The 25,758-nt window shown below is 66.2% G+C and carries 21 protein-coding genes and 4 pseudogenes; 16 read left to right on the plus strand and 9 right to left on the minus strand.

Annotated elements, in window-relative coordinates:
• The first annotated feature begins 216 nt into the window (after nt 1-216).
• The 3 genes from ACVWZ8_RS14795 to ACVWZ8_RS14805 all read left to right on the plus strand — a co-directional run bounded on the left by ACVWZ8_RS14795 (nt 217) and on the right by ACVWZ8_RS14805 (nt 2,903).
• Nucleotides 217-921: a Fic family protein gene (locus ACVWZ8_RS14795; RefSeq protein ID WP_456505030.1), complete on the plus strand. Its 705-nt coding sequence runs from the start codon at nt 217-219 to the stop codon at nt 919-921.
• A 50-nt stretch (nt 922-971) separates the two neighbouring features.
• Nucleotides 972-2,234 (plus strand): IS701 family transposase, encoded by a 1,263-nt coding sequence (locus ACVWZ8_RS14800; protein WP_456504078.1) that lies wholly within the window; start codon nt 972-974, stop codon nt 2,232-2,234.
• Between the two features lie 114 nt (nt 2,235-2,348).
• Nucleotides 2,349-2,903 (plus strand): hypothetical protein, encoded by a 555-nt coding sequence (locus ACVWZ8_RS14805; RefSeq protein WP_456505031.1) that lies wholly within the window; start codon nt 2,349-2,351, stop codon nt 2,901-2,903.
• A 183-nt stretch (nt 2,904-3,086) separates the two neighbouring features.
• On the opposite strand, the gene nucS is transcribed toward ACVWZ8_RS14805, so the two are convergent.
• Nucleotides 3,087-3,782: an endonuclease NucS gene (gene nucS, locus ACVWZ8_RS14810; RefSeq protein ID WP_426978587.1), complete on the minus strand. Its 696-nt coding sequence runs from the start codon at nt 3,780-3,782 to the stop codon at nt 3,087-3,089.
• A gap of 60 nt (nt 3,783-3,842) precedes the next feature.
• Here nucS and ACVWZ8_RS14815 point away from each other — a divergent pair, with 60 nt between their 5' ends.
• Complete coding sequence (locus tag ACVWZ8_RS14815) at nt 3,843-4,211, plus strand: ATP/GTP-binding protein (protein WP_426978586.1); 369 nt, start codon at nt 3,843-3,845, stop codon at nt 4,209-4,211.
• Nucleotides 4,212-4,234: 23 nt separating this feature from the next.
• On the plus strand, nt 4,235-5,050 hold the full coding sequence (locus ACVWZ8_RS14820) for an alpha/beta hydrolase (protein WP_426978585.1): 816 nt from the start codon (nt 4,235-4,237) through the stop codon (nt 5,048-5,050).
• 12 nt (nt 5,051-5,062) lie between these two features.
• Here ACVWZ8_RS14820 and ACVWZ8_RS14825 read toward each other — a convergent pair whose 3' ends face one another.
• Entirely contained in the window at nt 5,063-6,256 is a 1,194-nt protein-coding gene (locus tag ACVWZ8_RS14825) for an AI-2E family transporter (protein ID WP_426978584.1), read from the minus strand.
• A 339-nt stretch (nt 6,257-6,595) separates the two neighbouring features.
• Here ACVWZ8_RS14825 and ACVWZ8_RS14830 point away from each other — a divergent pair, with 339 nt between their 5' ends.
• The 9 genes from ACVWZ8_RS14830 (at nt 6,596) to ACVWZ8_RS14870 (ending at nt 17,233) form a co-directional block, all read left to right on the plus strand.
• Nucleotides 6,596-8,440, plus strand: coding sequence for a hypothetical protein (locus tag ACVWZ8_RS14830; RefSeq protein WP_456505032.1), 1,845 nt, complete (start codon nt 6,596-6,598; stop codon nt 8,438-8,440).
• 150 nt (nt 8,441-8,590) lie between these two features.
• Nucleotides 8,591-9,637, plus strand: coding sequence for a co-chaperone YbbN (locus tag ACVWZ8_RS14835; protein ID WP_456505033.1), 1,047 nt, complete (start codon nt 8,591-8,593; stop codon nt 9,635-9,637).
• A complete protein-coding gene (locus ACVWZ8_RS14840) occupies nt 9,637-10,737 on the plus strand; it encodes an NADH:flavin oxidoreductase/NADH oxidase (RefSeq protein WP_456505034.1) in 1,101 nt (366 codons plus the stop codon). The genes ACVWZ8_RS14835 and ACVWZ8_RS14840 overlap by 1 nt, the downstream gene beginning before the upstream one ends.
• Before the next feature lie 124 nt (nt 10,738-10,861).
• Nucleotides 10,862-11,683 (plus strand): ABC transporter ATP-binding protein, encoded by an 822-nt coding sequence (locus tag ACVWZ8_RS14845; RefSeq protein WP_426978580.1) that lies wholly within the window; start codon nt 10,862-10,864, stop codon nt 11,681-11,683.
• Nucleotides 11,665-13,236: a transporter gene (locus tag ACVWZ8_RS14850; RefSeq protein WP_456505035.1), complete on the plus strand. Its 1,572-nt coding sequence runs from the start codon at nt 11,665-11,667 to the stop codon at nt 13,234-13,236. Before ACVWZ8_RS14845 ends, ACVWZ8_RS14850 begins: the two co-directional genes overlap by 19 nt.
• 120 nt (nt 13,237-13,356) lie before the next feature.
• Nucleotides 13,357-14,139, plus strand: a complete 783-nt coding sequence (gene nagB, locus ACVWZ8_RS14855; RefSeq protein ID WP_426979716.1) for a glucosamine-6-phosphate deaminase — start codon at nt 13,357-13,359, stop codon at nt 14,137-14,139.
• Between the two features lie 70 nt (nt 14,140-14,209).
• Complete coding sequence (locus ACVWZ8_RS14860; RefSeq protein ID WP_426978578.1) at nt 14,210-14,527, plus strand: DUF3039 domain-containing protein; 318 nt, start codon at nt 14,210-14,212, stop codon at nt 14,525-14,527.
• Nucleotides 14,528-14,793: 266 nt separating this feature from the next.
• Nucleotides 14,794-16,590 carry a DEAD/DEAH box helicase gene (locus ACVWZ8_RS14865; RefSeq protein WP_456505036.1) on the plus strand — a complete coding sequence of 599 codons (1,797 nt, stop codon included), beginning with the start codon at nt 14,794-14,796 and terminating at the stop codon, nt 16,588-16,590.
• Nucleotides 16,591-16,705: 115 nt separating this feature from the next.
• Nucleotides 16,706-17,233, plus strand: coding sequence for a thymidylate kinase (locus ACVWZ8_RS14870; RefSeq protein WP_456505037.1), 528 nt, complete (start codon nt 16,706-16,708; stop codon nt 17,231-17,233).
• Here the strand turns inward: ACVWZ8_RS14870 and ACVWZ8_RS14875 are convergent.
• Together ACVWZ8_RS14875 and ACVWZ8_RS14880 are read right to left on the minus strand one after the other, a co-directional pair.
• Entirely contained in the window at nt 17,220-18,308 is a 1,089-nt protein-coding gene (locus ACVWZ8_RS14875) for an IS630 family transposase (protein WP_456505038.1), read from the minus strand. The genes ACVWZ8_RS14870 and ACVWZ8_RS14875 overlap by 14 nt on opposite strands.
• A 198-nt stretch (nt 18,309-18,506) precedes the next feature.
• Nucleotides 18,507-18,905 carry a MerR family transcriptional regulator gene (locus ACVWZ8_RS14880; RefSeq protein WP_426978575.1) on the minus strand — a complete coding sequence of 133 codons (399 nt, stop codon included), beginning with the start codon at nt 18,903-18,905 and terminating at the stop codon, nt 18,507-18,509.
• Nucleotides 18,906-18,931: 26 nt separating this feature from the next.
• Between ACVWZ8_RS14880 and ACVWZ8_RS14885 the strand changes: the two are divergent.
• A pseudogene (locus ACVWZ8_RS14885) lies at nt 18,932-19,294 on the plus strand (STAS domain-containing protein); the annotation flags it as partial.
• 177 nt (nt 19,295-19,471) lie between these two features.
• Here ACVWZ8_RS14885 and ACVWZ8_RS14890 read toward each other — a convergent pair.
• The 3 genes and pseudogenes from ACVWZ8_RS14890 to ACVWZ8_RS14900 all read right to left on the minus strand — a co-directional run bounded on the left by ACVWZ8_RS14890 (nt 19,472) and on the right by ACVWZ8_RS14900 (nt 22,534).
• The gene (locus ACVWZ8_RS14890; protein ID WP_456505039.1) at nt 19,472-20,278 is read right to left on the minus strand and encodes an ATP-binding protein; all 807 of its coding nucleotides are present in this window, start codon (nt 20,276-20,278) and stop codon (nt 19,472-19,474) included.
• Nucleotides 20,275-21,742 (minus strand): annotated as a pseudogene (istA, locus tag ACVWZ8_RS14895) (IS21 family transposase). Before istA ends, ACVWZ8_RS14890 begins: the two are co-directional and overlap by 4 nt.
• Before the next feature lie 247 nt (nt 21,743-21,989).
• Nucleotides 21,990-22,534 (minus strand): annotated as a pseudogene (locus tag ACVWZ8_RS14900) (recombinase family protein).
• Between the two features lie 255 nt (nt 22,535-22,789).
• Here ACVWZ8_RS14900 and ACVWZ8_RS14905 point away from each other — a divergent pair.
• Nucleotides 22,790-24,034: an ISL3 family transposase gene (locus ACVWZ8_RS14905; protein WP_456503559.1), complete on the plus strand. Its 1,245-nt coding sequence runs from the start codon at nt 22,790-22,792 to the stop codon at nt 24,032-24,034.
• Nucleotides 24,035-24,129: 95 nt separating this feature from the next.
• Here the strand turns inward: ACVWZ8_RS14905 and ACVWZ8_RS14910 are convergent.
• A protein-coding gene (locus ACVWZ8_RS14910) for an IS3 family transposase (protein WP_456505040.1) occupies nt 24,130-25,340 on the minus strand; the annotation gives its coding sequence in 2 pieces (ribosomal slippage) (nt 24,130-25,094 and nt 25,094-25,340; 1,212 coding nt in all).
• Nucleotides 25,341-25,407: 67 nt separating this feature from the next.
• Nucleotides 25,408-25,712: pseudogene (locus tag ACVWZ8_RS14915) on the minus strand (transposase); the annotation flags it as partial.
• Nucleotides 25,713-25,758 lie beyond the last annotated feature (46 nt).

Genomic DNA, 25,758 nt, shown 5'->3' on the forward strand with positions numbered 1-25,758 from the left:
GCCATTGCCCGGCGCATTACCTTCGAAAGCGACTCCGTCTTTGACAGGGACAGCGGTGGGGCCAGGCCTGAACGGGCCGTCGGGCAGGCCGGTGGCAGCCCGAGTCCGCGCAGCCGCCAACTTGAATTACCGGCGCTTTCGTAAAGTTTTGACAGCTAAACTTGAACTATGCCACAGACTTTCAAGTTTGGTCGACATCACTCAGGAGGCACTCCTATGGATACCTGGCCCGCACTAAGGTACGAAACGCTGCCATGGGAGCCCTCCGACCAAGGGCCGAAAGCTGACCGACACTTCCGCCGATATGACGCTAGTATCCCTGCGTTCATTTCCGATCTGGAATGGCGCTCTTCGGCCAAGACGGCCACGGTGGCCGAGGAGGCGATCGCGGAGATCGTCCGGCTTGATGCGACGGCTGGCCAGGTGCTCGCCCCTCTATGCGGGTTCCTGCTGCGCAACGAGGCCGAGTCTTCCTCGAAGATCGAGCTTGTACAGTCCACGCCGCTGGCCCTGGCACGCGCGACGCTTGGCATCAGGAGCTCGGACGCCGCCATATCGACCCTCGCGGCGGCCGCGGCCATCGAGGACCTGATTTCCGTGGGGGAGAGGACCAATCCGGCTGATCCAGCGAACCTCAACCACGCTCACGCCATCCTGATGCGGCCGGACGCGCTGAACCAGAAATTCGCAGGGGGGTTGCGCGATCAGCAGAACTGGATCGGCGGCTCAGACCATACCCCTCGTGGTGCCTTGTTCGTTCCTCCGGAGCCGGGCCGCGTCGTGACCCTGATGGCCGATCTCCATGACTTTTGCGACAGGAAGGACCTGCCCGCTCTCGCGCAGGCCGCGATAGCGCACGCCCAGTTCGAGACGATCCACCCCTATACCGACGGCAACGGTCGCCTAGTAGTACTTAGTTAGGTCGGCGTGGCGGCTTTTAATCCCTGACCGATCCTGTTAATTTTCGAGGCATGAAACCGGATGAGCTTGCCGAGACCAAAGCGGAACTGGAAGCGTTCGTTCAGGATGTGTTCGCGTCGCTTCCGCGTAAGGATCAGCGGAACAAGGGGAACCTGTATCTGCACGGTCTGATGCTGGACGGGCGGCGGAAATCGATGCAGCCGATGGGCGGCCGGCTCGGGGTCGATTACCAGCAGCTGCAGCAGTTCGTCTCGTCCTCGCCGTGGAAGCTCGAGCCGGTCCGCCGGGTCCTGGTGCGCAAGGCCGTCGAGGTGATCGGCCCCGACGCGTGGGTGGTTGACGATACCGGTTTCAAGAAGGACGGCGGCTCCTCGCCGTGCGTTGCCCGGCAGTATTCGGGCACCCTGGGCAAGATCGGCAACTGCCAGATCGCCGTCAGCATCCACGCGGCCACCGACCAGGCGTCCTGCCCGCTGGACTGGCGGCTCTATGTGCCGGAAGCCTGGGATGACACGTCCGCAGACACGAACGCCCACGCCGAAATGATCGCCGCCCGCCGGGCCAAGGCGCAGATCCCCGAGATGCAACGCCATCGTACGAAGTGGGCGATGGCGCTGGAAATGATCGACGAACTCGGCGCCTGGGGGTACCGGCCCCCGATCATGGTCGGGGACGCCGGCTATGGCGAGATCACCGCGTTCCGGTCCGGGCTCAGCGAACGAACGATCCCCTACATGGTCGCCGTCAAGCACTCGACGACCGCGCACCTCCAAGACGCAGCCATCGGCGTGGCCGAGTACGCCGGCAAAGGCCCCCGCTCAAACCAGCGCCGATACCTGGACGCCCCAAAGTCACTCAAAGACCTCGTCATGGACGCCGGCCGCCGGAAGCTACATCAGGTCACCTGGCGGCACGGCACCAAGTCCACCACCAGCAACAAACCCGCGTCGATGACCTCCAGGTTCATCGCACTGCGGGTCCGGGCAGCCAACCGCGATATCCCCCGCGCCGAGGACGGTTCCCTCCCCGCCGAGTGGCTGCTCGCCGAATGGCCCAAAGGCGCACCCGCGCCCACCGACTACTGGCTCTCCACCTTGCCGGAGACGACACCGCTGAAGGAACTCGTCCGGATCGCCAAAATCCGGTGGCGCATCGAGCACGACTACCGCGAACTGAAGACCGGTCTCGGCCTCGACCACTTCGAAGGCCGCACCTGGCTGGGCTGGCACCACCACGCCACCCTCGTCACCGCCGCCCACCTCTTCATCACCACGCTGCGCCTGACACGCCCAAAAGCGCCTGGGGCAGCCTGAGTCTCTACGGCATCCTCCGCGAGCTCCAACACCTCGTCGCCGTCCGGACCGGCTACTGCCCCTACTGCCAACCGCGAGCTCCAACCTAACTAAGTACTACTAGGGCGGGCCCTTTTGAACGCGGTTCTCCGCTACCGGAGGGTCACGACCGCCGCAATCGTACCCATCGCATCGGCCTTCATGGCCAGCCGCGACACCTACTTCGCGCTCCTCGGCGCTTACAGGGACGGGGAGGCAGACCTGTTCGTGGACTACATCGCCCGCTGCGCGCTCTCTGCCTGCCGGGCTGCATCCGAATCGGCCACCACCCTGGCCGGGCTACCCCAGCAGTGGAGGGACGCCGTAAATCCCCGCTCGGGCTCCGCAGCCCTGAAGCTGATCGACTCGTTGCTCGGCCAGCCGCTCCTCACCGCCGGGCTCGCCGCTGAACGCGCGGACTGCACCCCACAGGCGGCGTACAACGCCATCGCGAAGCTGGAGGAGGCCGGCGTGCTCCGCAACATCGGCAAGGGCCCCCGCGCCCAAGCCTGGGCGGCCGGCGACGTGCTGGATGAGACGGAGAACCTCGTCGAGCGGATCAACGAGTCCAGCGCAGACCTCCTTAGTCCTGCCGCGCGCTCCTACATCGTCCACCAACAGGTCAAAGCCGACGCCGCGACGCACACCTAAGGCCTGCTCTACTCGAAATATGGGACTGCCTGTCTTGGCGCGCATGGGAGTTTTCCGCGCTGGGTGCGCAAGATTTTTTCCTTCTGACGGCATGACAAAACGTTGGTAAGAATTGCGGCTCCGCCATGCCCGCGGACCACGTCAAGGCCGCTGGGTTACTGGGAACGGGCTGGCGGCGTGGCCTCAGAAGAGCCGGGACTCGACGTCGTCGACACCGCGCATGGCGTCGTAGTCGAGGGTGATGCAGTCGATGCCGCGGTCCTTCGCGAGGACCTTGGCCTGCGGCTTGATCTGCTGGGCGGCGAAGATCCCGCGCACCGGGGCCAGCAGCGGGTCGCGGTTCAGCAGTTCCAGGTACCGCGTGAGCTGCTCGACGCCGTCGATGTCGCCTCGGCGTTTTAGCTCGATGGCCACGGTGGCACCGTCGGCGTCCCGGGCCAGGATGTCCACGGGTCCGATCGCGGTGAAGTACTCGCGGCGGATCAGGGAGAAGCCGGTGCCGAGAAGCTCGATCTGGTCGGCCAAGAGACGCTGCAGGTCTGCCTCGACCCCGTCCTTGATCAGGCCCGGGTCCTGGCCCAGTTCGTGGGAAGTCTCATGCAGCTGCTCATGGATGTTGATGATCAGCCGGTCGTCGGTCTTGGCGGACTGGACGGTCCACTGCTCGATCACACCGACCTCGACGTCCACCTCGTCCGGGGTGGAGACGCGCAGGGACGCCGGCGGGCTCATCCAGTTCAGCGGTTTATAGGATCCGCCGTCCGAGTGGACAAGGACGGAGCCGTCGGCCTTGACCAGCAGGAGGCGGGTGGCCAGCGGAAGATGGGCTTTGAGCCGGCCGACATAATCGACAGAGCATCGGGCTATGACTAAACGCACCCGGTCAACACTACCGTCTGGAGGGAGCGGGAGGCATCCGGGCTGGGGCAGAATGGAAGCATGCCCCGTTCCAACCGACCCCGCCGAGCCGTCTCCGGAAGAACAGCCGCCGGAAGAACGGCCGCCGGAAAAACCGCGAGGCCCGGGGCCAAGGGCGGGCCGGTGCCGGAGCTGGACCTGGAGCGCGCACGCTCGGGATTTGCCCGCCGGGAGAGTGCGCCGGACGGGGAATGGATGGTCCGCGCCATCACGGCGGCGCGGGCCGAGAAGAGCTATATCTGCCCGGGCTGCTTCACCGCTGTTTTGCCGGGGGTGGCGCATCTTGTGGTCTGGTCCGAAGACCATATCTTCGGTGCGGCCGCCGGTCTGGCCGAGCGCCGGCACTGGCATTCGAACTGCTGGACCTCGCGCAGCTACCGGTATCGCTAACCGGTTTCGCTAAGCTGGACAGCATGACTTTTGACCCGGCGTCGTACGTTTTCAGCCAGCCTTCCGAACCCACCGCGATCCGCGCCTCCACCGTGCTCCCGGCGCATCGGGAAAACGTGGAGCTCCGCACCGGGGACGGCCACCGGCTGGTCGGCGAGCTGGCGGTGCCCGAATCCGGCGAGATCAAGGCGACCCTGATCACCCTGCACCCCCTGCCGACGCACGGCGGGTTCATGGACTCCCACGTCTACCGGAAGGCCTCCTACCGCCTGCCCGCCCTGGCCGGAATCGCCGTGCTCCGGTTCAACACCCGGGGCACGGCCTCGCCCCGCGGCACCAGCTCAGGGGCATTTGAAGAGGGCATCGGCGAACGCCTCGACGTCGAGGCCGCCGTACAGTTCGCCGTGGACCGCGGGCTGCCGAACCGCTGGCTGGTGGGCTGGTCGTTCGGGACGGAGCTCGCCCTGATGTACGGGGCGTCCGGGCCGGTGGCTTCCAAGATCGAGGGCGCCATCCTGCTTTCGCCCCCGCTGCACCGCGCCACCGATGCGGACCTCAAGGAATGGGCCGGCTCAGGCAAGCCGCTGAAGGTCCTGGTTCCGGAACACGACGACTACCTGCAGCCGGCCGCCGCGGCGGAGCGCTTCAGCCTGGTGCCGCAGGCCCGTGTGGTAGGCGTCGACGGCGCCAAGCACCTGTGGGTGGGCGAGAAGTACGCGGGCCGCGTCCTGAACGAGATCGTGGACGAGGTCCTTCCCGGTGGATCCGGCGGGGCCGGCGGATCGGGTACTGCGCTGCCGCAGGAATGGGACGGCCCGGTGGCCACGGCGCACGCCTGAGGCAACTTCCCGTCAGTGATTGTCCTGGCGCACAATGAAGAGCTCCTTCACCAGCAGCATGATCGCCGCGGCAGTAGGGATGGCGATCAGCGCACCAAGGACGCCGAGAATGCTGCCGCCGGCGATCACCGAGATGACGGCCACGGCGCCCGGCACCGCGACGGCCTTCTGCATGACGCGCGGCGAGATGAAGTAGGCCTCGAACTGCAGGTAGGCGAAGTAGCAGATCGCGTACACGACGGCCGTCTGCCAGCCCGCGGTCAGGGCGATCAGCGTCACGAGCACACCGGCAATCATGCCGCCGACCAGCGGGATGAAGGCCAGCAAGGCCACGACAAACGCGAGCAGCACGGCAAACGGGACGCCGACGATCGACATCACGATGAACGCGAAGGTGGCGTTCAGCAGGGCGACGACGGCCTGGCCGATCACGTAGTTGCCGACCGAGCCGGTGATTTCCTCCGAGAGGGCCTCGACCCGGGCCCGCCGGGACCGTGGCGCCAGCCGGTAGCCCCATTTTTTCATGGCAGGCAGGGCGGCCAGGAAGTAGAGGCTCAGGACCAGGACGATCAGCGCCCCGAACAGGCCGTTTGCCACGGTGGAGCCGAAGCCGACGACGCCGCCGAAGATGCCGCCCATCGCCTCCGGGTTATTGACGAACTTTTCGAGTTCCTGGGTGATGCGTTCCCGCACGCCGAATTGGTTGTCGACGCTTCGGAAGAAGTCCGAGTCGATGAAGTCCTGGATCCAGCGCGGCGCCTGCTGCACGATCTGGGTCACCTGCTGGACGATCGTCGGGATGAGGGTGGCGAAGAAGCCGCCCACGGCCAGGGTCAGGGCAGAGACGGCCACCACGATGCCGGCGGCCCGGGGGACCTTCCTGCCCTCCAGCCAGCGCACCACGGGGTCCAGGCCGAGGGCGATGAACAGCGCGGCCACGATCCACAGCAGCAACTGGGTGGTGTTGGATCCGATCCAGTACACCAGCAGGGCAACGCCGACGCCGACGGTCCCCATGAACCCGACGTAGAGGGGGTGCTGGGAGGACATGCGCGGTCCGGGGTCGCCGAAGCGGGCGCTGCTCTCCATCTCCGGCGTCGGGGCTTCCGCTTCATGCTCCGGCGGCATTTCGAAACGGAGCCGCGGCTGGGCCCCCGGGAGGGGTTGGCGCAGGCGGCGCGCCAGCGTGATGAGCACTCCAGCCACAGCGGCCCGGCGGTTCGAAACCTGCTGTTGGGGTCCGCGTCCGTGTTCCCTGGGTCCGCGTTCGTGTTCGCGTCCGTCGGATTCGGATTCTTGGCTTTGTTCTTGTCCTGCGGGGGACGAATCCGTGTGTTCACTCACTGCGTTGAAGCCCTTTATCTCTGTTTGTCCCCTGCGGAGCCGCGGTCGCGGGCCGGATGTGATGATCACCGCAAAGACTATCAGCAGGCTTGCTAGCGCGCGGGTCTGTTGCTTGCGGGCTCGCAGCCGGAGGGCTTGACAAATCTGCCGATCTGACTCCCGGGTAACAAAATGGTTACTATTGAAGTTAAGTGTCCGCTGATGATAGGTAATATTTTGCGTTTCAAGACTGCAGTTGCATTAGTGCTGCTGGGCCTCCTGACACTGCTGGCGGGAATCGGCCAGAAGACATTCTGGGCTCCGGCCGAGACCGTCACGGCTACCGCCCCTGCCGACGCCGCCGCGGCGCCGCTGACCGTTTTCGACGAGAAGCTGCGCACACTCCACGGCGGCACGGTCAAGATCAAGGTCAAGGGGGAGGGCAGCTTCATGCTGGCCGCCGGCCGGCCGGACGACGTCGATGCGTGGGTCGGCCCGACCGCTCACAACACCGTTTCGGGGGTCTCCGACGACGGCAAGGCGCTGCAGTTGACGCATACCGACGGCGAAGCAACCGCGCCGTCGCCCGCCGGTTCCGACCTGTGGGTCACCACCGAGAACGCCAGCGGCGACATGAACTACTCGTGGACGCCCCCGGCCGATGGCGACTGGTCCCTCCTGCTCGCGACGGACGGCACCAAACCGGCCCCGACGTCGATCACCATGACGTTCCCGAATGACACCTCCACTCCATGGGCCATACCGTTCATGGTGCTCGGCGGCCTGCTGATCGTCGCCGGTGCCGCGCTGCTGGTCCCGAAGCCCAAGCCCGGTGCCGGAAACGGCAAGGGCGGTTCTCGCGGCAACCGGTTCCGTCACCGTCCGGGGGCAAAGGCCGCCGGACGCACGCCAGCCGCCCCGGCCGGGGATACAGCAGCCGGTACAACATCCGCCATCCCGACGGTGGAACCCAAGGATCCGGCCGAAAACAGCGCTGCCGGTCCGCGCACCGCGCGGCGGCGCCTACGCCGGTCCGGCGCGGTCCTGGCCGTACTGACGGCTTCCGCCGTCGCCGGCACCGGCGTGGCCGCGCAGGCCAGCCAGACCCCCGCGCAGGCCCCGGGCACCTCGACCAGCGCCGCTCCCGCGCCGCCGTCGTCCGCCGCTGCCGACACGGCTCCGGACGCTCCGGTGCTGATCGATGTGCAGTTCCGCCGGATCCTCGAGCAGGCTGCCGGGGCGGTCGACGCCGGCGATGCAGCGAAGGACGCCTCCAAACTCGAGCCGCGAGTGGCGCAGACAGAGCTCGAAGTCCGCACGGCGAACTACAAGATCCGTTCCCAGGTCGGCTCCTACGAGGCGAGGATGCCGGTCCGGGCGACCAAGCTCCTGACCACGGTCGTCACCAGCAAGCGAAGCTGGCCGCGCTCGGTCCTGGCGGTGACACAAGGCGAAGGCAATGTCGTCCCGCAGTTGCTCACGCTCACCCAGCCTTCACCGCGGGAGAACTACAAACTCGTTGCCACCACGCCGCTGCAGCCGGGCACCACGTTCCCGGCCATCGCGAGGGACGGCACCGAGACGCTTGCACCGTCCGACAAGTCGGGGCTCCTGTACAGCGGTGAGGAAGCGCTGGCCGGGCTGGGCGACCGCCTGACCAGCGCCGATTCCGCGTTCAAGGACAAGCTCGTGGAGGGAGAGTCCTCCCCGTACATCGCGGACACGCTCGCCTACCAGGCGGACGCGGTCAACTCCGGTGTCAACGGCACCTTCGCCTTCACGCACAAGGTGGTCCCGGAGAGCACCGTCGTGTTCCGCACCGCCGACGGCGGCGCTCTTGTGCTGGGGAGGCTGAACTTTGGGTTCGACGGCACTCCCAAGGCTTCCGGTGACAAGCTGACGATCGGCGATGACGCGGCTGCCCTCGCGGGCGGCAAGGAAACGAGCACCGGCATGGTGCTGAACTTTGCCGAGTCCATGGCGGTCTACGTTCCGCCGGCTGGGTCCACGGATCCGATGAAGCTCATTGCCGCCACCCGTGGCCTGGTCGGGGCAAGCTTCAAGTAGCCCCTGCGCCAGTAGCAGTAGTAGCAGTAGCAGTAGCAGTAGCCGTAACAGCGTCAGCGGCCGGGCCGCTGCCGCCGTGCCGCTGCGTTTTCGGGTGGTGACGGGCGTCGGGGTGCTAACGGGCGGGGCCGCAGTGGTTAGAGTGGAGCTATGACTTCGCCAGCTTCCCGCCCGGTCCCGCCAGCTGCCGCCAACCCGCTCAACCTGCGGGGCGCCGTCGACCTCTCCTCGCTGAAGCAGCGGCCGCCAGCGCCCCCTGCCGGGGGTCCCGCCGCCGGTCCTGCCGCCCCAGGCGGGACGGGTTCCCCGGCCCCGGGAGCCGGCGCGTCGGGGGCCGACGGCACGGGGGCCGACGGAACGGAAAACTCAGTGCGCCCCCTGCGGGTGGACGTCACCGAGGCCAACTTCCAGGAACTCGTGGAGCTCTCCGCCCAGGTCCCCGTGGTGATCGCGCTATGGGCCCCCTATTCACCGGGCTCCGGCCAGCTCGTGGACGACCTGGCCCAGATCGTGGACAGCTACGACGGCCAGCTCGTGCTGGGCGCCGCCGACATTGAGGCCTTCCCGCAGCTCGCCCAGGCCTTCCAGGTCCAGGCCGTCCCGACCGCCGTCGCGGTGGTCAAGGGCCAGCCGGTTCCCCTGTTCCAGGGCGGCGCAGAGGAACAGCAGATCCGCAGCCTGCTCGATGAACTGCTCAAGGTTGCCGCCGCCAACGGTGTGTCCGGGCGGATCGGTGCCGGTGGCCCGGGGGCGGACGAGGCCGAGGCTCCGCCCCTGCCGCCCCTGCACCAGGAGGCGTTCGACGCCATCGAAGCCGGGGACTACGCAACGGCGGCCGCTGCCTACCGGCAGGCCCTGCTGGAGATGCCGGCGGACGCAGAGGCCAAGGCCGGACTGGCTCAGGTGGAGCTGATGGGCCGCCTCCAGCCGCTCTCCGCCGCGGACACCGACGCCCTGCGCGCCCTGGCCGCCGACGAGCCGGACAACCTGGACGCCCAGCTCGGCGTGGCGGATCTGGACGTCGCCGGCGGCCACGTCGAGGACGGCCTCGGCCGGATCGTCTCCTTCATCGGCAGGAATTTCGGCCCCGAGCGCGAGACCGCCCGGGTCCGCCTGCTGGAGCTGTTCGACGTCGTGGGCATCCATGATGACCGCGTCGCAAAGGCCCGCCAGAACCTTGCCCGCGTGCTCTTCTGATGGCGTCGGCCCTGTTCACGCCGCTGGAACTGCGCTCCCTGCGGCTGCAGCACCGCGGCTGGGTCTCGCCGATGTGCCAGTACAGCTGCGGGCCGGAGACCGGGGAAGGCGTCCCCAACGACTGGCACCTCATGCATCTGGGCTCCTTCGCGACCGGCGGCGCGGCCCTCATCCTCACCGAAGCGGCAGCGGTGAACGCCGCAGGCCGGATCAGTCCCCGGGACGCCGGCCTCTACAACGACGAGCAGGCTGCAGGCTGGGAGCGGATCACTTCCTTCGTGCACCGCCACGGAACCGGGGACACCAAGATCGGCACGCAGCTGGCGCACGCCGGCCGGAAGTCGTCCTCCTACTGGCCGTTTTCCGGGAAGCAGGGCTCAGTCCCCGCCGCCGACGGCGGCTGGGAGACCGTGGCCCCCAGCACCGGTGCCTTTGACGGCTATGCGGCGCCCTCGGCCATGACGGCGGAGGAGATCGACGGCGTGATCGCCGATTTCGCCGCCAGTGCCGTCCGGGCCGTCGACGCGGGCTTCGACACCATCGAAATCCACGGCGCGCACGGCTACCTGCTGCACCAGTTCCAGAGCCCGCTCGTCAACGACAGGACCGACGCCTGGGGCGGCGACGAGGAACGCCGGAACCGGCTCACCCTCGCCGTTGTGGATGCCGTGCGCAAGGTCATTCCCGATTCCATGCCGCTGCTGCTGCGGATCTCCGCTTCCGACTGGGCCGAGGGCGGGATCGACGCCGAGGCCTCGGTCCGGATGGCCAGGGCCGCCTCGGAACACGGCGTGGACCTCGTTGACGTCTCCAGCGGCGGCGCCGTGGCGCACCAGCAGATTCCGGTGGGCCCGGGCTACCAGACCGGCTTCGCCGCCCGGATCCGGCGCGAAACCGGTGTCCGGACCGGCACCGTCGGCCTGCTGACCTCGGCCGGCCAGGCCGAGCACGCCGTGGCCACCGGCCAGGCGGACGGCGTCTTCATCGCCCGGGCCGCGCTCCGGGACCCGCACTGGTGGCTGCGGGCGGCGTTTGAGCTGGGCCACGAGCTGGCCTGGCCCCCGCAGTACGAGCGGGCCAGGCCGCGCCACTCGTTCTAAGGGCCGGGACCGGGAGACCGGTTCCGGAGTCTGCGTCCGCAGGGGAGCACGCCCCGGTAAGGACCGCCCGGAGTACGCCTTTCGGACGATCCTTTTCCCGCCCGGCGGCAGTTAGTCTAACGACATGACTTATCAGCAACCGGATCCTCATGCCCCTGAGAACCTGCCGGCGTCGAATCTGTCGGCCCCGCCGGTTCCCGCCCTGTCGCTGCGCGGGCTCGCCAAGCGCTTCGGCGAGAAGATCGCCGTCGACGGCATCAGCCTGGACGTTCCGGCCGGCTCGTTCTACGGAATCGTAGGCCCCAACGGGGCAGGCAAGACCACGACGCTGTCCATGGCCACGGGTCTGCTGCGGCCCGAGTTCGGCACGGCGCTCGTGCACGGAGTGAACGTCTGGCAGCGGCCCCTGGACGCCAAGAAGCTGATGGGCATCCTGCCGGACGGCGTCCGGCTCTTTGACCGGCTGACCGGCGAGCAGCTCGTGAGCTACGCCGGGCTGCTGCGCGGCATGGACAAGAACGTGGTGGCGTCCCGGGTCAAGGAGTTGCTCTCCGCCCTGGACCTGGGCCAGGACGCCGCCACGCTGGTGGTGGACTACTCCGCCGGCATGACCAAGAAGATTGCCCTCGCCTCGGCCCTGATCCACGCGCCGCGGCTGCTGGTGCTCGATGAGCCTTTCGAATCCGTGGACCCCGTCTCCGCAGCAAACATCCGCGACATCCTGGACCGTTACGTGGCGTCCGGCGGCACCGTCATTGTCTCGAGCCATGTCATGGACCTGGTCCAGCGGATGTGCGACCACGTCGCCGTCGTGGCCGCGGGCCGGCTGCTCGCGGCCGGCACGGTGGACGAGGTCCGGGCCGGCGAGTCCTTGGAGGACCGATTCGTCCAGCTGGTCGGCGGCCGCAGCCACACAGAGGGGCTGGAATGGTTGCGCACCTTCTGAGGCTCAAGCTCACCCTGCTGCGCAACAGCGTCCGGCGCAGTCCCTGGCAGCTCGTGGGCCTCGGCATCGGGGCCCTGTATGCGCTGGGAATTGTAGGGCTGGGCATCACCGTGCTGCTGTTCCTTCGCCAGGCGGACATCGCGCTGGCCCAGACTGTCGTGGTGCTCGGCGGTGCGGCGGCACTGCTGGGCTGGGCCATCATCCCGGTGGCGGCTTCCGCCGCGGACATGACCCTGGACCCGGCACGGTTCACCACCTCCGCCGTGCCGATGCCGCAGCTGCTGGCCGGTCTGGCACTGGGCGGCCTGGTCGGGATCCCGGGCGTGGCCACCTCGCTCGTGGCGTTGGCCACCGTGGGCACCTGGTCCCGGAGCATCCCGGCCGCGGGAGGCGCCCTCGCGGGGGCCGTCCTCGGCGTGCTGAGCTGTGTTCTGCTGTCCAAGGTGGTCACGACGGCGACGGCAGGACTGGCCGCTTCCCGCCGCTTCAAGGACGTCAGCGCCATCGTTTTCCTGATCCCGCTGGTGCTGACGGGGCCGATCGTGGCCAGCGTCGCCGAAGGTATCGCGGGCTCCGGCGATTTCCTGGCAGAACTGGCCGGCTCGCTGTCCTGGACTCCCGCTGGGGCTGCCTGGTCGCTCGGCGGCGAGCTGGCCGCGGGCAGTTACGGGGCCGCGGCATGCAAGTTCGTCATCTCGCTGGCCACCGTCGCCGGGCTGGCCCTGTGCTGGAAGCTCCTGCTGCAGCGCGCCCTCGTCACCCCGCCCTTCGCCGGCAGCGCCAAGAAACGGGCGGGCGGGCTGGGACTCTTCGCCCGGTTCCCGGCGACGCCGACCGGAGCGGTCGCTGCCCGCTCGCTGAGCTACTGGCTGCGCGACCCCCGCTACGCCGGAGCCCTCGTCGTCGTCCCGCTGTTGCCGGTGCTGCTGATGTTCCAGGCCAGCCAGACGGGGTCCTACGGGATGCTGGTCTTCATCGGCCCGCTGACCGCGTTCCTGCTGGCCTGGTCCATCTCCTCTGACGTGTCCTACGACAGCACGGCCTTTGCCCTGCACCTGTCCACCGGCGTGCGCGGAGTCCACGACAGGCTCGGCCGGGCCGTGGCGTGCCTGGTCTTCGCGCTGCCCGTGGCGCTGGCGTTCAGCATCCTGCCGTTCCTGTTCAGCGGGGACTGGGTCCTGCTGCCGGGAGTGCTGGGGCTCTCCCTCGGCGTCCTGTTCAGCGGCATGGGCCTGTCCTCGGTGGTCTCGGCGCGCTACACCGTCACCGTTCCGCTCCCGGGCGACAGCCCCTTCAAGAAGCCGCCGGGCAACGTGGCGCAGACCATGGCGGTGCAGTTCGGCGGCATGGCGGCGCTCCTGCTCCTGGTGGCACCGGAAGCGGCACTCGTGGCTGCACAGCTCGTCACGGGAAGCGCGGTGCCTGGCTGGATCAACCTGGTCCTCGGGCCGGTCCTGGGCCTGGCGCTGTTTGCGGGCGGCGTCCGGCTGGGCGGCAAGTGGCTCGACGCACGAGGGCCGGAGCTGCTGGCACAGCTGGCCGTCAACCGTTGACGATATTGGACGGCTGTGCCGTCGAACCGCTGTGGGATAGCCTGCCAGTAACGCAAGGCACCCGAGATGCAGCGAACCATGGCTGCACGGCAGCGTTACACCAGGAGAGGGGCCCGGACCATGGAAGTCGTCATCCTTCCCGGCAGCAAGGCGATCGCCATGCTCGCGGCGGACGCGATCGAGGCGCTGCTCCGGCGCAAGCCAGGTGCCGTCCTGGGCCTGGCCACCGGTTCCTCCCCGCTTCCGGTCTACACTGAGCTCGCGCTGCGGCATGAGCGGGACGGCCTGGACTTCAGCCAGGCACGGGGCTTTGCCCTCGATGAATATGTGGGCCTGCCTCCGGGGCATCCCGAGTCCTACCGCGAGGTCATCAGGCGCGAATTCACAGAGCGGGTGAACATCGGCGAGGCCAACGTGCACGGGCCGGACGGCGCGGCGGCGGACATCCCCGCCGCCTGCCAGGCCTATGAGGATGCCATCCGGGAGGCCGGGGGAGTGGATCTGCAGCTCCTCGGCGTGGGCACGGACGGCCACATCGGCTTCAATGAGCCGGGTTCCTCACTCGCTTCCCGGACCAGGATCAAGACGCTGGTTGAGCAGACGCGCCGGGACAACGCGCGGTTCTTCGGAAGCCTCGCCGAGGTGCCCCACCACGTCGTCACGCAGGGGCTGGGCACCATCCTGGACGCCCGGCATGTGATTCTCATTGCGACCGGGGCGCAAAAGGCGCAGGCCGTCCGCGACCTGGTCGAAGGCCCCGTCGCTGCCATCTGCGCGGCCTCGGTGCTGCAGCTTCATCCGCATGCCACGATCCTGGTGGACGAGGCTGCCGCATCCTCGCTCCGGCTCGCCGATTATTACCGGCACAGCTATGACAACAAGCCCTCCTGGCAGGGCCTGTAGGGCCCCGTTGTTGGGATGTTGTCGGAATACCGTCGCAATTCTGTCCGTTCCAGCGGCTAGGATGGGTGTCATGACTAGCATGACCGATCCTCTCGAAAACGACCCGATGCGCGAGCTCTCCGGAGCCGGAACGTCGACGGCCACGATCGAGCGCGAGGAACTGCGCCAGGAGGTGGAACCGGGTGACCGGGACCGCTTCTCGCACTACGTGCGCAAGGAAAAGATCATGGAATCCGCACTGTCGGGGGAGCCTGTCATCGCTCTCTGCGGCAAGGTGTGGACCCCCGGCCGTGACCCGAAGAAGTTCCCCGTCTGTCCGGAATGCAAAGAGGTCTATGACGGACTCCGCCCGGGCAGCGACGGCGGCAAGGGCTCCGGCGACAAATAGGCAGACCACGCCCAGGGCGGCGCAGCCCGCCGCCCTGCTTCCGCGCGTGACCATCATGACCGCCCCCGGCTGAGGGATCTCCCACGGCGGGCCATTAATTCTTCCGTGCGCAGTTGCGCACGGCGTTGTGAAGTGCTGCGTGGTTCACGGTGTCCGGGGCACGCTCCCGGCACATGCTTACGGTTCATCCGAAAAAGATTGGTGTTTTTGTGCTTAATTGGGTCTCTCCGGCAGCGGCAGACATTCGCGGGATGGAGGGCACCTAGGTGACAGAGACACTCTTTGGCGGCCCCACACTGCCTCCCGCGTATCCGGAGCGGGCCGCCTGGGGCACCGCGCCGAAGCTCCGTGCCTGGCAGCAGGAAGCGCTCGACAGCTACTTCGGCACCCACCCGAAAGACTTCCTCGCGGTCGCTACGCCGGGCGCCGGCAAGACCACTTTCGCGCTGCGGGTGGCATCGATGCTGATCGAGGCCGGCGTCGTCAACCGCATCACCATCGTGGCGCCGACCGACCACCTGAAGCGCCAGTGGGCCGACGCCGCCGCCAAGGTGGGCATCGCCATCGATCCGAACTTCAAGAACGCCGACGGCCAGCATGGCCGCGGCTTCATCGGCGTCGCGGTCACCTACGCGCAGGTGGCCAGCAAACCGATGCTGCACCGGGCCAAGACCGAGGCGGCCCGCACCCTGGTCATCCTGGATGAAATCCACCACGGCGGCGAGGCCCTGTCCTGGGGCGACGGGCTCCGCGAGGCCTTCGAGCCCGCCGCCCGCCGGCTCTCCCTGACAGGAACGCCGTTCCGCTCCGACACCTCGCCGATCCCGTTCGTGGAGTATGCCGAGGACCGCGACGGCATCCGGCGTTCCAAGGCCGACTACACCTACGGCTACGGCAAGGCGCTCCGCGACCATGTGGTCCGGCCGGTCATGTTCATGGCCTACTCCGGCCAGATGCGCTGGCGCACGAGCGGCGGCGAGGAAATGGCGGCCTCGCTCGGCGAAGCGGCGGTCACCAAGGACGTCACCTCGCAGGCCTGGCGCACTGCTCTGAATCCCACGGGAGAATGGATCCCTGCGGTGCTCGCCGGGGCCGACAAACGCCTCAGTGAGGTCCGCAGGACCGTTCCCGACGCCGGCGGTCTGGTCATCGCGACCGACCACGACGACGCGCGCGCCTACGCCGGCCAGCTGAAGAAAATCACCGGCGAATCGCCCACCGTCATCCTCTCCGACGACGCCAAGGCCTCCAGCAAGATCGAGGAATTCACCGCCAGCGAGAAGCGCTGGATGGTGGCCGTCCGGATGGTGTCGGAAGGCGTGGACGTCCCGCGGCTGTCCGTCGGGGTCTATGCGACCTCCACGTCCACTCCGCTGTTCTTCGCCCAGGCCGTGGGACGATTTGTGCGTGCCCGCAAGCGCGGTGAGACGGCGTCGGTCTTCCTGCCCTCGGTGCCGCAACTGATGGCGCTGGCGAACTCAATGGAAGCCGAGCGGGACCATGCCCTGGACCGCCCGGAAAAGGAAGACGGCGATGGTCTGTTCAATCCCGAAGACTCGCTCATGGACGAGGCGAACCGGGAGGAGAAGGCCTCCGACAGCCTCACGAAGGGCAAGTTTGAGGCCCTGGACTCGCAGGCCTCCTTTGACCGCGTGCTGTTCGACGGCGGCGAGTTCGGCACCGGCGGCGAGGTCGGCTCGGAGGACGAGCTGGACTTCCTCGGAATCCCCGGCCTGCTCGACGCCGAACAGGTCGGCACACTGCTGCGCCAGCGCCAGCACGAGCAGCTGAACCGCAAGAACGCCCGCGCCCCGCAGGCAGCTTCAGCTGGTGCTGCTGCCGCCGCGGCGCCGGCCGTCCCGGACCACCGGATGCTGATGGACCTGCGCACGGAGCTGGCCAAGAACGTGGCGGCCTGGTCCGCCCGGACCGGCACGCCGCATGGGGTCATCCACACCAAGCTCCGGACGGTCTGCGGCGGCCCGGCCGTGGCGCAGGCCGACGAGGAGCAGCTGCAGACCCGGCTGCGGAAGCTCCAGGACTGGTTTATCGGCCGGAAGTAGCCCAAGTCCTGGGCCTGCTGTCCGAATAAATACGCTCTAGGGACGATTCGGCGGCATCTACCGTTGAAGTAGTAGGCGGATGGGCTCGAACGCCCCGTCATGAGAAGGAGTTTGTTTGCTGATTGTTTTGACAGGAATTGATGGCTCAGGAAAAACAACGGCAGCACGGGCGACGGTCGCTGCCTCCCGCCGGGCAGGCAGGGACGCGCTCCTGCTCAGCAACTATGCCGGCCGGCGCAGGATGTCCCTGCTGAGCGCGAGGTGCGGCGTACAGTTCCATCCACGCCTGGCGGATGCCTGGGAGACAATTATCCGCACTGCGAATGTGCTGATTTCCCATGCCAGGGCCCACAGGTATCCGGGCCTGGTCATCATGGACCGGCACTTGCACTGCCAGCTGGCGTTGCGCAAGGCCCGGGGCCTTCCCCGGGGACGTTTTCTTCCTTTCCTCCTCCGGAAGCTTCCAAAGCCTGACCTGGTCCTCCACCTCGTCCTTGACCCTGAGCAGGCACACCGAAGAGTGTCGGCACGCGGCACGGACGCGGAAACCCTCGATGATCTCAACTCATTCCGTGCCGCCTACCAATCGATTCCCGAATACACGCAATTCACCGAACTAGTGGTGTGTCTCAGTTTTGCTTGACGGCTTGGAGTGCGACGCGGCCGCGGGCGACTTTTTCGAGGATGGATTCCGCTGTCGCCGTCCACACCAAGGGCTTGGGCTCATCGTTGTGGGCGGCGAGGTATCCCTCGATCGCCGTGATCAGGTCCGGGACTGAGTGGAACGCTCCGCGCCGCAGGGCCTTGTCCGTCAGTTCCCGGAACCACCGCTCGACCAGGTTCAGCCAGGACGAGGAGGTGGGCGTGAAATGCAGGTGGAACCGGGGATGTTTCTCCAGCCAGGCCTTCACGTTGGCATGTTTGTGTGTCGCGTAGTTGTCCAGTATCAGGTGCACCTCCAGTCCGTCCGGGACTTCCCTCTCGAGTGTCTTCAGGAACGTCAGGAACTCGTTGTGCCGGTGTTTGGGCAGACAGGAACCGATGACCTTGCCGGTGGCCACATCGAGGGCGGCGAACAGGGTGGTCGTGCCGTTGCGCTTGTAGTCATGGGTCATCGTTTCGCCCCGGCCCTTCTTCATCGGCAGTGACGGCTGGGTCCGGTCCAGGGCCTGGATCGAGGACTTCTCATCCATGCACAACACGATCGCCTGCTCCGGCGGGTTCAGATACAGGCCCACCACATCGATGAGTTTCTCCTCGAACCGCGGATCGGTGGAAAGCTTGAACGCCTCCACCCGGTGCGGCTTCAGCCCCCGCGCGGCCCAGATCCGCTGCACCTGCGCCGGGGACACCCCGACCTTCGCGGCCATGGTCCGCACCGACCAGTGCGTATGCCCTTCCGGCCTGGAGTTCCGCGTCAGCTCAACGATCTCATCGATCTTCGACTGCGGAATCGAGGGCTTACGGCCCCGCCCGGCACGGACCTTCCCCAGCTTCGCCAGGCCCTCATCCTCGAACCGGTCCCGCCACGCACGCACCGTCCCCGGGCTTGTCCCGGCGACCTTCGCGATCGATTCATTGGCCAGCCCCTCCGCGGCCAACAACAAGACCTGTGCCCGCTGCACCTCACGATGGGACGCCGTCTGCGATTTCGACAGCACCTCCAACGCGGCACGCTGACCATCGGAGACCACCAAAGCAGGAGCTGGATTCGACATACCTTCAGTTTAACGGAAGTCTCATAGATTATTTTGGAGACACACCACTAGCTGCCGGTGGTACACCGGCCGAAGTGCTCTCCGAGCTGAGGCTCGCCATCACCAACGCCGGCAGCAACCAAGGCGAAGATCTGGTCCTGACCGGATAAAACCGCCACACCAGGGCCAGGAGCGGCCTTGCAGCGCACGCACAGTCCTTTAGCTCCGCACGCTGAGCCTCTCGATGAATTCGTCAGCCTGGGCCAGGTTGCGGGCCATCTTGGTCCGCTGGTGAACGGCCTTCTCGAGAAATTCGGCGATTCTGTCCGTCCCATCGCTCGTCGGTTCCGCTGTGTTCGGTTCCTCTGTGTGCTGAGAGGCAAGGATGCTGAGGATCTCTGCCATTTCCTCCAGCGAGAATCCCAGGGGCTTCATCTGCTTGATGACCATGAGACGTTCGACGTCGTCCCCTGAGTACACGCGGAAGCCGCCATCGGTGCGGGCGGTGGCAGGGAGCAGCCCGACGTCGTCGTAGTGACGGATAGTCCGCAGCGAGAGCCCCGTCCTGTCAGCGAGTTCACCGATGTGCATGGTGTTGCTGCTGGTCTTTGCCGCCATTCGGGTCTCCAATCCTGTTCCGAAACCTCGCCATCGGCGTCGGCGTGCTCGTGGCCATGGTCATGTTCGCCCGCCGCGTCGCCCACTTCGTCACTGTGGAACGCTCCGTCAAGACGATCGACGGCCAGGAAACGGCGACCTACGTGGTGGACGGCGAATTGTTCTTCGCATCCTCCAACGACCTCTACACCCAGTTCGAATACGCACAGGACCCCGAGCACGTCGTCATCGACATGCACGCCTCCCACCTCTGGGACGCCTCCACCATCGCCGCACTGGACGCAATCACCGAGAAGTACCACCACAACGGCAGGGTCGTGTTGATCATCGGCCTCAACGAGGCCAGCATCCTCATGCGCGAACGCCTCGGCGGCAAACTCGGAGTCTGAGGAGGATCGGTACGGACATTCACGTTTAGGGGCGGCAGTGCGAATTCCGGCTTCTGATGGCGGAATCTCTCGGTTCTAGACGGAGGTGTCGCTGGCGCGCTTGATGGCGCGGTAGGCGGTTGAGCGCGCTACCGCGAAGAGTTGTGTTTCGTCAACTTCAAGTCGGCCATTTCAGCGCTAAGAATCCGGCCATGTGGGCGCGGTTTCCTGCCATGTTGGGGTTTGGCCTATTTCATGAGGGCGTTCTTGACTCTGTAGGATTCGCCACGGAATTGCAGGAGGCGTCCGTGGTGGACCAGCCGATCGATGACGGCGGCGGCCATGTTGTCGTCTCCGAACACCGTTCCCCAGCGGGAGAACTCCAGGTTGGTGGTGATGATGAGGCTGCGTTTTTCGTAGCCGTCGGCGATGACCTGGAACAACAGTCTCGGCGATGACCTGGAACAACAGTCTGGCCCCTTCGGTGTCGATCGGAAGATAGCCCAGTTCGTCAATGGCCAGGAGCTGATTCTTGGCCAGGGAAGCGAGCTCCTTGTCCAGCCGGTTCTCGTCCTTGGCCCGCCGCAGCATCATGACCAGGGAAGAGGTGGTGAAGAAGCGTGCCTGGATACCTTGCCGGCAGGCGGCTGCCACCAGGGCGGTGGCCATGTGTGTTTTGCCGGTGCCCACGTCCCCGTAGAGGACCAGATCCTGGGCCCGGTTGATGAAGTCCAAGGACTCGAGGGGCTCACGGCCGTAGTCCTCGGGGAACCTGACGCTGGTGTAGTCGAATCCGGTGAGTGTTTTCATGGCCGGTAGTCTCGCGGATTTCAGCAGCCGTTGGCGGCGTGATTCCTGCCGGGATTCGTGTTCGGCCATCAGCACCCCGTGGAGGTATTCGCGTTGCTTCGGGGTGCCCTTCTCTGCCCATTCGGTTAACACGCTGCCGGTCAGCGAGGAATGCTTGCCCGCTTCGATGATGTCTTGGACGGTGATTGGGTTCATGCGACTTCTCCCGTGCTCGTGTTGACGGTGGTGAAGGCGTCATAGACGCTCAAGTCCACGTTTGCTGCCGCCGGTTCGGTGCCGTGGGCCAGCCGGCGGGCGAGCATGCCCAGGGCCGCCATGTCCGGGGTGTCACCTCGCCGGATTAGCGTGTCGGCGGCGGCCATCGCGGCATCAAAGCCGGTGGACCCGGACGCGGCGTCCACCGCGTTGAGCAGGCGGCGACGCTCAGTGGGCGCCGCGGCATCGAGCCAGTCGCGGACCGGGTCGGTGACCAGGGCCCGCAGCGGGGAATGGCCCCACGCGCCGGGCTTGGTCACCAGCAGTGGGACCAGGGACGCGGGGTCGAAGATCGTCTCGGCCTGCCGCCCGAACACCCGGTCAAAGGACCGGACCGGCTCGGAGTGCTCATCGAGGATCTGCACCACGTCGTGGCGCAGCCCGACGGTGAGCATACGCCCATGGAAGGATGGCCCGGCGGCGTAGGTGTTCCCGTCTATGAGCAGGTTCCCGGTCTTGTCGGCCTTGCGCGATTCGTAGCGGACCGGGTCGAACCCGACCCCGGGCAACGCCAGGGAGGAGGCAATGTCTTGGGCGAACAGCTCGCCCAAGGGTAGGCCCTTGCGGTAATGCGTGGTGGTGGCCAACGCCTCGCACCGGGCCATGAGCACCTCGTTCAAAGCCTGCAGGCTGGAGGCCTCAGGTTCGGGAACCATGAGGTTGCGGCGCAGGAACCCGACCGCGTTTTCCACGTTGCCCTTCTCGTGGCCCGAATACGGGTTGCAGTAGCGTGATTCGGAGCGGTAGTGCAGCTTGAACGCCCCGAACAGTTTCGTTTCCACGACCTTGGTGCCCACCCGGCGCCCGATGCCGGTGGCGTTGTCAAAGACCAGGTGCCTCGGTGCGGCCCCGATGTGTTCGAACACCTTCCGCAGTCCGTGGCGAGACGCATTCGGCGGTTTCGCCGCGGTATGCCTGGACGAAGCGCATGTTGGAGAACGGGAAGGTGACCACCAGGATGTGCAGGACCTGGCGGATCCCGGCGATGATGGCCTCGGCCTGCCCGAAGTCGACCTGCGCGGTGCCGGCGGGCCAGACCAACTCGGTGAACCCTTCACCCGTGGTCCTGTTGCGGGCGTTCCATTTCTTTACAAAACGTTGGACAGGAGAATATGTGCCGGTGAAACCATGCTCGGCCACCAGCCGATCAAAGACGCGCTTGGCCGTATGCCGTTGCTTCCGCGGCCGGCGCTGGTCCTCGCCCAGCCACTGCTCAATGATGTGATCGAACCCGGTCAACACCGAGGCCCCGGGCCGTGCAAACGGTGCCGGCGGTTCCGGGGAGAAGTCCTGCTGATCGGCGTACTTGGTCACCGAATCACGGCTGATGCCCAGCGTGCGGGCGATCTCACGCCCCGGGACTCCCTGAGAGTCGAGTCTTCTGATATTTTCTTGAACGGACATGGGTACCGTCATCTGCTTTCCAGCCCTTCCGGCGCACACGCTTCGCAATGGCAGCGCCGTAAGGAACCTATCTGGGGGTGGCGGGCCCATGTCCCCAACAGGACATCGGACCGGGCCACCGGGTGATCTCAATCTCTGCGCAATCCCCGAATCCATGATTTGGAGGGGCATTGCCTGGCCTGATTCTTAGCGCTCTTTTGGCAGGAAACCAGCCACCAACTCGGCAGGATTTCTCGGCTGAAACGGCCTACAAATAGTCGATCACACACAAGAGTTCGGCAATCTCCACCGTTGTGTGTGACCCCGCCCGGTGAACGGAGACCAGGCGCGCTTCCTGTGTCTTGGAGAGCTTGGGCTGCGTCCCCCCGGAGACGGCCCTTCGCCTTGGCGACCGCCATGCCCTCCAGGGTTCGTGTGCGGATCAGGTCTGCTTCGAATTCGGCGACCATGGCCAGTACGTCAAAGAGAAGCCGGCCTACGGGAACGGTGGGGTCGTGGACGGAGCCCCGATGCTGAGCTTGACCTCGCGGCGGGTGAGTTCGTCGACAAGGTCCTTCGCGTCGCGGAGCGACCGGGCCAGGCGGTCTAGTTCGGTCGCGACCAGGGTGTCCCCGGCCCGGCAGGCGGCCAGTGCTTCCCTGATTCCCGGTCGTGCCCGGTTGGCGCCGGTCAGGCCCTGGTCGGTAAACGTCTTCTCCGGCGTCACCCCAGGAGTCACCAGGGCGTTTTTCTGGGCGGTGAGGTCTGGGTCGTTGGTGGATATCGGGCGTATCCGATCATGAGTCCGGTCATGGTTCTGAATGCACCGTTTATCCCCCGCATCACCGGGCATTTTCTCGGGCCGGTCCTATGGGAATTGAGTGGCCGTGGAAACACGGCGTTCGAGATCCAGAAACTTCAACGAAATTCTCGCCCTTGAGCGACCCTCTTACGGGACGATTTTGGGCTCTCCTGACGTACGTGTGGGTCAGGGTTTGTGTGCTATGAGGGCATGGGTAGCCCGGTAGATTTGGGAGTTCTCACACTGTCCAAATTTCGGAGCTACCCATGCGTGCTACTACTCTACTCAACCGCGTCTTGAACCTGACGGGGGTCCGGGTTGTTGATGTTGATCCCGGCTCCGGTGGTCCCATGCTGGTGCGGGTGGCGTTGAAGGCCCGCAAGCGCCTTGACTGCCCGCACTGCAGTTACTCAACGATGGCGGGATATGACACCCGCTGGGCGGAATCCACGTGGCGGCATCTGGATTTCTCCGGCAGGGTCCTGGTGCTCACAATGCTCCGCCGGCGCCTGGTCTGCCCCGGCCACGGCGTCGTGGTGCAGGGCGTGCCGTTCGCCCGGCCCGGCTCCCGGTTCAGCACGGACTTTGAGGACATGATCGCCTGGCTGGTCATCCGGGCGGACAAGACCACCGTCTCCCAGTTCGCCCGGATAGCGTGGCGGACCGTCGGGGCGATCTGTGAACGCGTCGTGGCCGAACAGCTCGACGAGAGCCGCTTCGAAGGCCTGCTCAATATCGGGGTGGATGAGATTTCCTGGCGCAAACACCACCGCTACCTCACCCTCGTCTCCGACCACTCCACCTCGAAGATCGTCTGGGGTGCACCGGGGAAAAACGCGGCGACACTGGATGGATTCTTCAAAGAAATCGGACCGGTGAACACGACGGCCATCGAGGCCGTCAGCATGGACATGGGGCCCGCTTTTGCCAAGTCCGTGAAGACCAACGCCCCGGACGCGGTCATCTGCTACGACCCGTTCCACGTCATCCAGCTAGCCACGAACGCGCTGGAATCCTTCCGCCGTTCCATCTGGCAACGCGCCCGTGAACTGCCCGATCAGCACATCGCGAAGAAGTTCAAGGGAACCCGCTGGGTGCTGCTGAAAAACCCGCAGAACCTGACCGAAAAGCAACAAGTCACCTTGGCCGGGCTCGAACGCACCGGAGGGCTGCTCTGGGACGCCTACCAGCTCAAGGAATCCCTCCGGGAAGTCTTCGCCGGCGACCTCAACCCCAATGACGTGATGGAGATGATCACCACCTGGTGCGACCTCGCCGCCAAATCCAACATCCGCGAGTTCGCCAGGGCCGCCGCCACGATCCGATCCCACACCGAAGGGATCTACGCCGCCGTCACCAGGAAACTCTCCAACGGCCGCCACGAAGGACTGAACAACAAGATCCGCACCATGACCCGCCGCTCCTACGGATTCCACACACCCGAAGCCGCCCTCGCCCTGATAATGCTCGCCTGCGGCCCCGTCGAGATCGAACTCCCATACCAGAAATAACCGAACCCACATTCACGTCAGGAGAGCCCGATTTTGGTGGTCTATATGGGACTGCGGTCGTCAAGTTTTTGAGACAGTTTCGTAGTTGATTCGGGTTACGCGGCCAGGGTTTCCGGGTCGCAGGTTTGATGGGTAGCAAGGGCCGCTGTCGGAGGGATGCCGCCGGCCCTTCGGTTTGGCCGACGGCGGTTGTACCAGCCCTCGATGTATTCCATGACAGCGGTCCTCGCGGCAAGCCTGCTGCCGAAGGTGTGCTGGTGGTACATCTCGGTCTTCAGATGCGAGAAGAAATTTTCGGCGACAGCGTTGTCCCAGCACACCCCGACGGCTCCCATGGACTGGGTAACACGGTTCCCTCCACACCATTTCTGGAATTCGTCAGAGGTGTATTGGGAGCCGCGATCTGAATGAAAAACGACTGTTCCCCCGGCGAAGTACCCGTGGTCACGGGCCATTCCCAGCGCGTCGGTACACAGCCTGGCGCGCATGTGATCGGCCATGGCCCAGCCGATGACCATGCCCGTGCACAGGTCGATCACGGTGGCCAGGTAGAGCCAGCCCTCGCCGGTGCGCAGATACGTGATGTCCCCGCAGAGCCGGGTCCCGGGCACCAAGGAGGTGAAGTCCCGCTTCCCCTTTTGGTCGAGCATGTGATTGCGGATGTGCGCGGTCTTCGCCTGTGGGTCCTGCACGGTGGTCTGCTTCCACGCCCTGGTGCGTACGGCCCGCAGGCCCTGCTCGCGCATGATCGCCCCGACCGTCGGAGCGGCGACCTGCACGCCCTTGGCATTGAGCATCAGGGTCAGCTGGTCACGGCCGGCACGGCCCTTTTCCTGCTCGAACAGGTCAGTCACCTCGGCAACCAGGCGCTGGTGCCGGAGGGCCCGCGGAGACGGGCCCTCGGGGCTGCGCCACCGGTAGAACGAGGCCCGGGAGACCTTCAGGGCCCGGCACAACCAGACGATCGGGTGGTTCGTCTTCTCTGCTTCGATGAACTCGTAGAAATCCTCTACCGTTGCTTCGCTGCAAAGAAGGCGCTGACTTTTCCCAAAAAATCGACGTCCTGCTTCAGCTTGGCAATCTCAGCCAGCGCCTTCTGGTGCTCTTCCCAGGACACCGGCGCCTTCTCCTCGCCAGCGGTGAACCGTTCCGGATGATCCTCCCGGTACTTGCGCACCCAGTTCCCCAGCGTGCCTTCCAGGACGCCTATATCGAGGCACACCTGTGCGATCGGACGGCCCGAGGAGATCACCAGCTCAACGGCTTCGTCCTTGAACTGCTGCGTGTACTTCTTACGATCGGTCATGCGAGAAAGGGCTCCTAACAAGCTGTCTCACAAAACCATACGGCCGCAAGTGGTCATTCACAGCCCACTGCTTGAAAGGAGCACTGACATGGCCCACCAGAACGATCTCCTCCATGCCCGTCAGCCGGCGCTGCCGTTTCCTGACGATCTGCGGATCGAACGTCGAGCCCGTGTCCCGCGGCACGTCGATCTCCACCGGCCCGATCTCGGTCAGTACGGTCTTCGTGCGGGTGCCGTTGCAGGAGTTCCCGCTCCCGCGCCCGGACACGTCGTGTGTGTGCCGTATCCCAGATGCTCGTCCATCTCCGCTTCCAAAGCGGTCTCCAGGACGTTCTTCGTCAACCGGTTCAACAGCCCGCCCGGGCCCACGAGCTCGGGGGTGTCTCAATTCCTAGGAACTGAGACGGCCGGTCGGCGT

It is taken from the genome of Arthrobacter sp. UYCu723 (assembly GCF_054059215.1).